General features: G+C 57.1%; 6 protein-coding genes. All 6 read right to left on the reverse strand.

Annotated elements, in window-relative coordinates; all coding sequences use genetic code 11:
- Positions 1–266: 266 nt before the first annotated feature.
- Entirely contained in the window at positions 267–1,091 is an 825-nt protein-coding gene (gene trmD, locus VFU50_07455) for a tRNA (guanosine(37)-N1)-methyltransferase TrmD (protein ID HEU5232676.1), read from the reverse strand.
- Positions 1,092–1,476: 385 nt separating this feature from the next.
- Positions 1,477–2,613, reverse strand: coding sequence for a rhamnogalacturonan acetylesterase (locus tag VFU50_07460; protein HEU5232677.1), 1,137 nt, complete (start codon positions 2,611–2,613; stop codon positions 1,477–1,479).
- A gap of 322 nt (positions 2,614–2,935) precedes the next feature.
- Positions 2,936–4,165: an oligogalacturonate lyase family protein gene (locus tag VFU50_07465; protein HEU5232678.1), complete on the reverse strand. Its 1,230-nt coding sequence runs from the start codon at positions 4,163–4,165 to the stop codon at positions 2,936–2,938.
- Between the two features lie 15 nt (positions 4,166–4,180).
- Positions 4,181–8,221, reverse strand: coding sequence for a carboxypeptidase regulatory-like domain-containing protein (locus VFU50_07470; GenBank protein HEU5232679.1), 4,041 nt, complete (start codon positions 8,219–8,221; stop codon positions 4,181–4,183).
- A 606-nt stretch (positions 8,222–8,827) separates the two neighbouring features.
- Entirely contained in the window at positions 8,828–10,474 is a 1,647-nt protein-coding gene (locus VFU50_07475) for a molybdopterin-dependent oxidoreductase (GenBank protein HEU5232680.1), read from the reverse strand.
- Positions 10,475–10,692: 218 nt separating this feature from the next.
- Positions 10,693–11,133: prolipoprotein diacylglyceryl transferase family protein (locus VFU50_07480; GenBank protein HEU5232681.1), on the reverse strand; the 441-nt coding region annotated here is incomplete at its 5' end.

Below are 11,133 nucleotides of genomic sequence, written 5' to 3' on the forward strand. Positions count from 1 at the left end.
TTCACCTGCACGCGGACGGTGTCGCCAGGATTGAAGTGAGGAATGTCCTTGCGCTGGAGCTTTTCGGCAAGCTTTGCCATGACCGGAGAAATCGACATAATGAGTTCCTTTCGCGCACGTCGCACCGACTCTGCCGGGCACACGCTTGAAATTTCTATGATTTGCCGCGCCTGTAGGTGGTTCTGGATAACGCCGCAACAGAGCCCTGCAGGCGCGACTGCGCCTCGAGGGACAAAGGTAGATTGTACCCGATGAAGAGCTCACTGTCAGCCTTTGTGGCGCTCCGAGCCAAGACCGCCGGCCTCATGCAGCAGCATTCGATCCTGCTCGTTCAATGTTTGTGGCTGTAGCAGTTCGGGACGATTCCGGAGAGTTTTCTCGAGCGCCTTGCGTCTACGCCAGCTGCGAATTTCATCGTGGTTGCCGGAAGCCAGCACCTCGGGCACACTCCAGCCGCGAAAATCTGCCGGGCGCGTGTAATGAGGATAGTCGAGCAGGCCTCCCGATGCGCAGGTGGAATCCGGCGCATTGGGTTCGGAGACCTTCACGACGGAACTGAAGCTCTCCTGCTTCGCCGAAGCCTGGTTGCCCAAAACGCCTGGAATGAGGCGCGAAACTACGTCAATAACGATGGCGGCGCCGAGTTCGCCGCCGCTCAGCACGAAATCACCAACCGACAACTCGCGATCTGCGAGGTGTTCGTTCACCCGTTCATCAACTCCCTCGTAACGGCCACAAACCAGAACGATGCGATCCAGCTTTGCCATCGCTTCGGCCTCCTGTTGATGGAAGACTCGGCCCTGTGCCGATAGCAGAACCACCGTTTCACGCGGTCCGCCACTCAGCCGTTCCTCTCGTGATGCGACACCCAACGACTCGACACACTCGAAGATCGGCTGGGCCTTCAGCACCATCCCTTCACCGCCGCCAAAAGGACGATCATCGACGGTCTGGTGACGGTCGTGGGTAAACGCACGCAGGTCATGAATTGTGACATGCACCAGTCCCTGCTCCCGGGCACGGCGCAGCACGCCGAAATCGAGCGGCCCGTGAAAGAAGTCGGGAAAGATGGTGATGATGTCGAAGCGCATTGGCACCCTCATCATATCTTCAGAGTTGTCGGAAGCAGGGAGAATCGCAATAGGACGAAGCAGACCGAGGCGGCGGTAGCCCGTGGGGCAGCCGCGTGTGTCACGGCTGCGCTCGCTCAGACTCTCGTGCGGATCAGCCACCGAAGCTCCGCCGGTTGGCGACCTCCGGCCCACCGCGTGCCGGCGGCGAGTTCGTCGGTCTGGCATGAACCGCAGGTCAATTCCCTACCTGGTTTTCCAGCGCAAGCGAAGGGCTGTTGGGCAAGTTCCATTTCTGAACTGAGTCCGGATGCGCGGGATCGAAGTCGCCGATATCTGTAACCAGATAGGGCTTTAATCCAAGATTGCTCTCTCGAATGGCCTGAACTACACAGCGCGCCAGCTCCTATGCGCCGTAAGAGTTGAAGTGAGTGTCATCTTTCAACTCCTGATCCTGACCAGGAAATGTATGCGCCGGGTAATGGACAAACGCTTCTAGAGTTCCTTCCGGACCGAGCGTTTCGAAAAGCGTTTTGCTCATTGCGTTCAGGTCGATCAATGCGACCTTCTGCTCCTTAGCCAATTGCCGCATCGCTTCCGGATAGTCTTCAAGCGTATTGATGATCTTGCCGTTCGCATCGAACCTCCGCCGCAGCATCGAGGTGACCAAAACGGGAAAGGCGTGTTTTTCACGGGCGGCGTTGATATAGCGGAGCAGATATTCTTTGTATGTAGTGAACGCGTCGACGTGCGCCGGCCCGGGCTTCTGGTCGTTGTGTGCGAATTGAATGAAGAGGTAATCGCCAGGTCTGATGGTCTCGAGAACCTTCGCCAGGCGCTCTTCACCGATGAAGCTCTTCAGCGACTCGCCTGACTCTGCATGATTGGCAATTGTGACTCCCGGGCGAAAGAATCGGGGCAGCATCTGTCCCCAGGCCGCCCAGGGTTCGCGACGCTGATCCGTGACCGTCGAATCGCCAGCCAGATAGACGGTGATCGCTTGATCATTTTTCTTAACTTCCAGTTCGTTGACGCACGGATGCGCGCCGTTGAACTCCAGACTGAGGCGATGATCCCAATCGAGATCGTTCTTCTCATCATTCTTGAGGTGAACGATCTTGCCGTTAGCTAATTCTTTGTAACGAACGTTTAAAGTGAAGCGCCGAGTCACGAACTTACGCCGCCGAATCTGCAACGGCTCGACCAGAAGCCGCCGCGCTTCCGCTTTCACTGCTATGGAGGAATCATCCCGTTCATCTCCGAGGCGAAGCGTTACGTCGTACTTTCCTTCCGGAACGTCGAGCGAAAAAAAGAATGGCGCGTCGGCACAAACACTGCTTTGTTCCTGCAGTACATTTGGCGGCTGCATGAAGCCGTATCCACGAGCGGAATCGTACAGAGTATGGAGCGTGGCCTGAGTAAATCCCTTACGCGCATGCTGGCCGAAGTTGAATCTCATACCGCCCAAAGCCAACGAATTCCCATTCTGGGCTGCAGAGTTTGCAGCGAGGACTAAGAGGGCAGCGAGTAATCTTAAAAGCATGTTCCGCATGGACGATACGAATTGTGAACCTGGATACTACTTCGAATAGCTTCGCCGGTCGCGATGGGCCGCGTGCATTCTTAAGCGGCAACCAGCGTCTGGACTGTCATCCTGAGGGCCTTCTCTTGGCCGAAGGATCTCCCGCGATGCTTCGGACTGAAATGCACCTGATGGGCTCTCACCAGAACCGATTGGCCGGTTCGTAGAAGAACCAAGCCGACAGCAATGAAATCGAAATATTGCAGGAGATCCTTCGCGCAAAAGGCGCATTCAGGGTGACAGGTGTTGGATGGCGACAAATGACGAATGCGAAAGGGCACCTTCATTCCTCCGCCCGCTTCACTTCCACTTCAAACACATGCGTCGGTCCGAACATGTTCGAGCGAAATACAATCCACTTGCCGTCGGGCGTGAAGCTTGCATTCGGCTCCAGTCGGTAATCATGTTTGGAGAGATCGACCAGCTTCTCGGCCTCAAGCACGCCGTTTTTCGGAGTGAATAGATAGATCCACTGGCCGTTGCAGCCTTTGGCGACGCTATTCGGCCCACCGCCATCGCCGGAGAAGTGTTTCTCGTCGGGCGCTTCGTTGTAATGGACTGACCACTCGCTGCACTCGAGCTTATAGCGCGTTGTTTTTCCGCTCGCCAGATCGAATCCCGCCAGCCAGAACTCTTTCCCTTTCGGCGTCTGCAGGTCGTACCAGATCGTCTTGCCGTCGGGGCTAAAGAATTCGTGTCCTGCGATCTCCATTTCCATGTGGCGATGATGGATTTGGCGGAGTTCGGTGCCATCCCTCTTGATGGTCCAGATGCGATCAACCTTATGCCACGGCCCTTCGTGGCAAAACATGATCAGATTCGGATCGGTAGGCGAGAACTGGACATGATTGAGCCAGTCGATCGAATGATTGAAGGTGTTGATCTTTCCCGTTTTGATATCGATCGTGTAGAGCGACATCGGAATCTTCGCCGCCAGGCGCCGCTCCATCATCGAACCTTTGCCGGGATAGTTGTCGCCGCGGTCGCGCGGAAGCTGCGTCGCGTTCTGCTGTGGAGTCTGCGGATTGTCCTCCCAGCTTCCTGCGAGCAGAGTCTCGTCGGCATTCACGGCGAAGCCCGATCCGGTACGCAGGCGCGCCTCCGTCGCGATGCTGCGCGTCTCACCGCTATCGAGATTTGTGGCGTACGCGGTGTCTCCTTTTAGATAGAAGACTTGCCGCGTCTTGCGTCCGACGATCACGTTGCGAACCCTGCCCTCCACAACCTGCCGAATCTTGTGGGTCTGAAGGTCGATGACCGACAGCCCCTCATGCGTGGTGACAAGCAGCAGGTCGCCCTTGGCGGTGTAGGCGTTCTGGTGAAAATAGAGACTCGCGGTGCCGGGCTCATCCGACAGGCGAACGATGCGGTGGTGCGTGGCAGGATCCACCCACTCGCGTGGGGGTTCCTGCACTGAAGACGCCGATTGCGCCGAAGCCGCGGAAGAGGGAATCGCGGGCACTTGTGCATAAGCGCCCGCGGCGAGCAGAAGGAATACGGAAATGATTCTCACAATCGCCGGGTCTCGTTAAAAGAAGATTCTGATACCGAACTGCAGGTAGCGCGGCAACTGCAATTCGCGCAACTGGCCGAAACCCGTGTTGTAGGCTTGCCGCAAGCGGTAAAGCTTGAACCCGTCTAACGTGCGGATATCGAATTTGTTGGGATCGGTCGTGGCGAACTGCTGCGGGATCGGCACGGACCAGAAGGTTGTCGGCAGCGCACCCGAAGCTCCGCGCTGCGAGTTGATCATCTGCTGAATGGCCGACAACTGCGACTTGCCCGAGGATGTATTCGACAGCGGCTGCGAGTTGATCTTTGCCCATGTGTCATACTCAGAGGCGCTAATCGGCGTGAATGTGGTGACGCCCGTAGTCGTGTTCAGCGTGATGGTCCCCTCGTTCGGCGCTGCCATCCAATCTGGTCCGGCGTTGCCTGAGCTGACCTGCCAGTTCGGGTGATTGAAGACATTCAGCGCGTCGACGCGGAACTGGATGCGGCGAGTGCCGTCAGCTCCCCACTTACCGGGAAAGGGAAAGTTCTTCTGGATTGACGCATCAAAGAACTTCTGTAGTGGTCCGCGGATGGCGAGCACACGCGCGCCATCCCCAAGCGTTCCCTTTTCGGGACGCATAAATGCCGCCGGATTTACGTATGGTTCGCAGGTCGCAACCGCGACGCAATTCCGGTTATAAAGCGGGTTGATCAGCGGTTCACTGGAATTTATATCGGGGCGAACCGTGTGCGTGAGGCTGGCATTCAATCCGTTGGCGTCGCTGAGTGTCGGCATGAACGGATATTCGCTATTGATGCGGACCAAACCACTCGTCGTCCAGCCCCCGACGATGGCCTGGATCGGCGCCCAGGCATCACTCAGGAACGTTCGTCCGCGGCCAAACGGCATGTCCCACACGTAACGCGCGGTGAACCAGTGCGGCTGATCGAAGGTCGAGATCGAATAGTCTGAACTCAGTGGCGCTCCGAAACTCGCGTTCCCGCCGCTCGAGGTCGGCGTCGTAAGCGTGCGCGTATCGGGACTGGCATCGGAGGCGTTGTCCATCGACTTCGAGAACGTGTAGTTCACCGTTGCTTCGAGGCTCTTCATCCGACGCGTGAAGCTTATGTAGCCCGCGTGCCGAATGCTGCTTGCCTGCGAATTAAAATACTCGTTCAGATTGTTGAAGCCTTGGTAGGTACTCGCCAGTGAACCCCAGGGAACCGCGATCGTATTGCCAAGCAGGTCTTTGCGGCCGAGCGGATCGTTGAGGCTACTCTCGGTGCCGATCGGCGTCACCGCTGTCCCCGTCGTGCCCGGAAAAACGACAGAGTTCTCCATCTGCTGAACCAGGCTGAAGTCACGCGGATTGATGTTGATCAATTGCGTGTACAAACCCGTCCCCTTAGAGCCAACATAACCGAGTTCCAAAACGGTATTGCGCGCAATTTCCTGCTGGAATGTCAGGTTCCAATTCTGGACGTAAGGAATGTGCGTGTCCGGCGCAATGACGTATCCCGGAATGCCGAGGCTCGGAAGAAACACAAGGCCGTTCGCCGGGATGTTCAGCGCCTGCGCAGGAGTTAGCCCCGGATTGACAGCCTCGGTATTGCTGGAGAGCCGCAACGCCGAAGTGGGATCAACGCTGCCGCTGGAACCCCCTCCGCTCGCTATGGTTGATGCGTTTACGAATCCGCCAAAGTCTGGGTTCGGTAGCCGGTTATTGCCGAGGATCGATTGGTGCGAAATGCCGTAGCCGCCGTGCACAACCAAGCGATCGTGATACATGGAAGGGCTCCATGCGAACCCGAATCGAGGTTCAAAATTCCAACGATCGATGGGCTCGATGTACTTCGACGAGCCATGACCTGCAAATTGGAACGGCACTACGTTGAAGGACGTCAGAGTCGTCGTGGTACCCGGTATCGTGATCGGCGTGCTCAGCGGGAAAGACTGCGCCAACTCCGGATGGAAGGAGCCTTGAAGATTGTTCTTTTCCGTGCGTGGCAGTTGCAGATCGTAGCGAACGCCGAGGTTCAGCGTGAGATTCGGCTTCACCTTCCAGTCGTTCTGGATGAATGCCGCCGCCGAGTTCCAGCGATAGTAATAGTTCATCAGCAACGGACGAACCGCTATTTGGTTCGGGATTCCCAGCAGATAGCTTGCGAAGGGATTGCCGCCAGTCGACGAGCTTGTTGACGAAGGATTCGAGTTAGTCTGCAAGACGCGAAAGTCCCAACGCCCGCCCGACGCGCCGAAAAATGGCGCTACGTTCAGCAACGCATGCGTCAGATCGACGCCGAACTTCCACCGCATGGCCCCTCGGTCCCAATAGACCATGTCGACGATGTTGTAGCGTTCTTCGGTGTTGTAGTTGTTGGTCGAAGCCGAGGAGCCGATGTTCGTGAATGCGTCGTAACCATTGCTGTCGCTGCTGAACTGCAACAGCGGTATGCCGCCTTTGGTCAGGCTCGGGAGGCCGAGTTGTGTTGAGATATTTTGTCCAGTCTTGATGTTGAATTCAGGCGAGTAGTCCTCGCTGAACGTGCCGCGCGTGTAGTTCAGTCGTAAGTCGTTCATCAGTCGATTCGTGATCACGTGTGTATCGGCAATCACGAACTGCCGCGCCCAACTGTAGGCCGCCGAATTCCCGTTTACGTCACTGCCGAAGCCGCGCGTGCCCACTGCCGGCACATAGGTATAGCGGAAATTGGCTTTGTTCTTGTCGCTGAAATTTTGATCGAGGCGCAGTGTCCAGCGGACTTCATCCTGTTTGACAAATCGATTTACAACGTAATTCTTCACGCGCCCATTCGGATCGAGATGCCAGTCGCTGGGCTCAGGCATGAACTGCAATGCCTTCAGCGCGACCGGATCCATCATCGACTGCGGAATCACATTTCCGGGAAACGCTACTGGACTGCCGGAAATGCGTTTCATCTGTCCGTTCACCAGATTGAACTGCTGGAAAATCGTGCTGGGACCGACCGATGTCAAATTGAAGCGCGCAGCCACGTCGGTGGGCAGCCATCCGCTGCTGGTGCGGACGAGATTACTGAAGTCGCCCTGGCGCATCGCGTCGGTTGGCAGCAGCGTGTCGACCACCAGAAAATCTTCGCGATATCGCGGTTCTCCGGCAAAGAAGAAGAAGGTCTTGTTGCGGCCGTCGTAGATCTTCGGGATCCACACCGGTCCGCCGAGCGTTCCTGAGAACTGATTGAAGCGCAGATTGTTCGGCGGACGCGTGCTGCCGGCAGTCCACTTCTCGGCGTTGGTGATCGGATTTCGCGTATACCACAGCGCCTCGCCATGGTACTGATTCGTGCCCGACTTCGTGGTCACGTTGATGACGCCGCCGCCGGTCTGCCCGTACTCGGCCGAATACGCCGACGTCTGCACCGAGAATTCCTGTACCGTTTCGGGAGTAAAGTCCACTATTGCGCGCGCAATTCCGACTCCCGTGTTGTCCACACCATCGGCGAGCATCGTCGTGCTCCCTGAGCGTCCGCCGTTGATGTTGATGTTGAAGCCCGGCACCGGCTGTCCCGAGGTGACATCGGCGTCTTCGCTTCCGGCTGTGCCGCTCACGTTTGGCGCGGTGAGCGCCAGGTCGAGAACGCTGCGATTGAACAGCGGAACATCCTGCATCTGTCGCGCAGTGATCGTCTGTGACTGCGTGCCTGACTCGGTGTTCATGAGCGGCGCCTGGGCTTCAACCGAGATGACGGTGGCGACCGACCCTGGCAGCAGATTCACGTTCCGCGTGACCGTCGTCGCAGTATCAACTTTCACGCCCTCATAAATTGCCTTGCGGAACCCGGGCGTTTCCACCTCGACTCGGTAGGTGACCGGATCGAGATTGCTGACGATGTATGTTCCGGCGTTCGTCGTCCTGGTGACGTGCTTCTCGTTGGTTCCTACGTTGATCACGGTGACCGTAGCCTCTGGAACGACGGCGCCCTGTGGATCAAAGACCGTACCGCTGATGCCGCCGCGATTGGTTTGTGCCAGAACGGGAAGAGATGACGTCACCAGCAGAAGAACAAACGCAAGAAAAATGTATAGGATTCCCAAAAAAGAACTCTGGTGAAACTCGCGTCGACCCTCGGAGTGCATCCCTGACCCCCAGAATGAAATTGGCGTGCTACGCGCGCACGGGGATGTCATGTATCACTCTGCTGCAAGCGCTTTCAAGGCGGAGCAGTTATTGGCTGATGGTTTTGTATTGCAGAACGCTTCGGCCGGCCGCAGCAGCGCTCGCAGTCGCGCGGAATCGAAGATTATTTCAAGCGAAGGAGAACTGCTGAATGGCGATGTTGCTTCCTGGACGCTCCGCTGTGTTGCACAGTGCGAAACTAGAGCAGCCGCCCTTGCGCGCGAGCCAAAGCGCCTTCCAGATACAACGGCTCCAGTCCCAAAGCCCAATATTGAATGGTGGTTCGAGTCGGCTGCGAAGTTTCCTGTTCAGTACGCAGCACGGGTTTGTGGCTGTCGCTCGGTTGAAATTCCAGCCATGCCTCCCACCTGCCATCGGGCCTCGCGGCTCCGCGCACGCGCGCAGTGGAGGTTGTGCCGTGGTCCGCGATTTTCGCGGGAGCTCGTAAATCAGCTCTGACATTGGTTCTTGTAATCGTTAGAAGGCGCTGGATACGCTATCTGCTGCCTCGCAATGCTGGAAAGCTATATTCCTGCTTCGGGACTGTAGAACTGGTAGTCTTCGCGCCAGCCTCCCTGACCTTGACCGACTGTGCGATAGTCGGCGACAAACTCTATGCGGCAAATGTATTTCACCATCATGAACCCGAGCTGCGTCTCCACGCGCAAACGCAGCGGGGCGCCGTGAGCGACCGGCAAAGGCTCGCCATTCATTTCGTAAGCAAGAATGGTTTGCGGATCGCGCGCAAGGTCAAGATGAATGGTGCCGTAGAACTGTCCGGGGCCATCGGCGTTCGGCTCCGTTTCTGACTTGTTGTCGAAGGCGTAGAACGCGATGTACTGAACCGACGAGAGCGGCTGGACCACTTCGACAATGTGACGCAGCGGCACTCCTGCCCATTGGGCCACAGCAGACCATCCCTGGATGCAGCAATGCTTGGTCACTTGGATTTGTTTCGGCATCTGCCGCAGGTCCTTCAGTGAGAATTGCCGAGAATGGGCGACCAATCCGGCTACCTGCAATTGATAAGCGCCAAAACCGTCAGATGCCATCGCGTTATAAGCCACATTGACAGGAGGACGTCCATTCACGCGGAAGTACGGAGCGAGATCGGCACTCGCGTAGTTCTGGCGTGAAATGCTGTGGCGGAAAAGTGCGCGACGCGCTCCATCGATCATCCACCCAATGGTGTTCTGCACAAATCGAGGGTGCTTGAGTGAGGCCTCAGTCGCAGCTACATGGAGGAGAAACACAGCGGCAAGTCCGGAGCACCCGATCAGCAATGCGAGTTCTATGTTCTGGTGCGAGGTCTCTCCCAGCACGATCAGAGCGAGTTCGTGTCCGAAGCCGTGGGCGATCACCATGGCCACGTGCACGATCATGAATCCGGTGAACGCGAGCATGCAGAGAAAGTGAATGCTGCGCGCTGATTGCCTTCCATGAAAGATGTTGAGATACCAGGGAAAACGCGCCGTGATCGACGGAGACATCGCTATTCCGGTGGCGATGGTGATCGGCGCAACCACAAAGATGATCGAGAAATACGCGAGCTTCTGCAGCGGGTTGTAGGATCCTGGGGTTTCCACCAGATGCAGGCTCGCGTACTGCAGGAAGGAGTGCCAGGCTCCGGGAATAATCGACCATGAAGTGGGCACGATGCGCCGCCACTCGCCAGTTACAAACAACAGCGTGTAATAGGCGATTCCCGTCAGCAGCCAACCGGCATCGCACAAAAAATGCCAGTGCCTCGCCATTCCCAGATTCTTCCTGCCCGGCAAAGCCAACCATGAGGGCAAAGAGATCTCTTCATCCCTTGATGTCCAAAGAAGCTCGGACTGTGGCTCGGTGCGCGGGACTACAAACATCAGCAACAGTAGATACAAGCCCGAGAGGAGCACAGCCGCCAGAACTCCCAATGAAGAACGTTCCCCTCCCGCGAACCCCGCAATTGCAGATGCTCTGCCGAAGTGAGGCGTGGGTGCAAGTTTCCGATCTGCCGGAATGCGTGTGCCCAAATTCAGCCACTGCGTGCCCGGCGTGCAGTTGTCGTTCCAGTACAGCTTGGGATGAGCGCCGAGTATTTCGAGCCCGCTTCGGATCAGTAAGGTAACGAAGAGCAAATTGCCAAAATGCAACGCACGAAGCCAGAGGGGGAAATCCAGACTATGCACGGAGTTCGATCTGCGGAAAAGATTCGGGAAGCAGCCGAGCGACTTCGAGTCTGCCCCCAGGGATTAACTGGGTGGAATTGCGAGGCACGCGAAACATACTTGGTCTTGCCGCTTGTGATGCGTGCCTGTAACGCAATTGTGGTCTTCGCCTGGAAGGCAGGAAGTACGTATTGACGGACTCGCTAAGCTGCGAACGCAGGAGAAAGCTTGGCTTAGGCTCAGGCGGTGGTTGCGAGCTGCGTGCTGCCGGCGCGCTGTGGACGAGGGCAGAGCATCCACATCACTCCTCCGCCGATGACCAGCAGCAAAGCGATGAATTGCGTAGCGCTCATTATTCCACCGAACATCGAGCCGCGGTCTGGATCGGCACGCAGGAATTCCAGGAAGTACCGTGCGATGCCATAGAGGAAGAGATACGCTGCCGAGATCTCGCCTTCAAAGTGGCGATGGCGGAAAATCCATAGAAGCAGGAGGAAGATCAGGAACTCGGTGAGGAACTCGTAAATCTGCGTGGGATGCAGGCGGATGCCGAGCGGTGTTCCTGCCCATTGTGCCAGCGGATTCGTGAATGTCACGCCCCACGGCAGGGTTGTTGGTTTCCCAAAACAGCATCCTGCAGCGAAGCAGCCGAGGCGTCCGATGGCATGGCCGACTGCAAT

Source organism: Terriglobales bacterium (assembly GCA_035764005.1).
Lineage (GTDB): Bacteria > Acidobacteriota > Terriglobia > Terriglobales > Acidobacteriaceae > Gp1-AA112.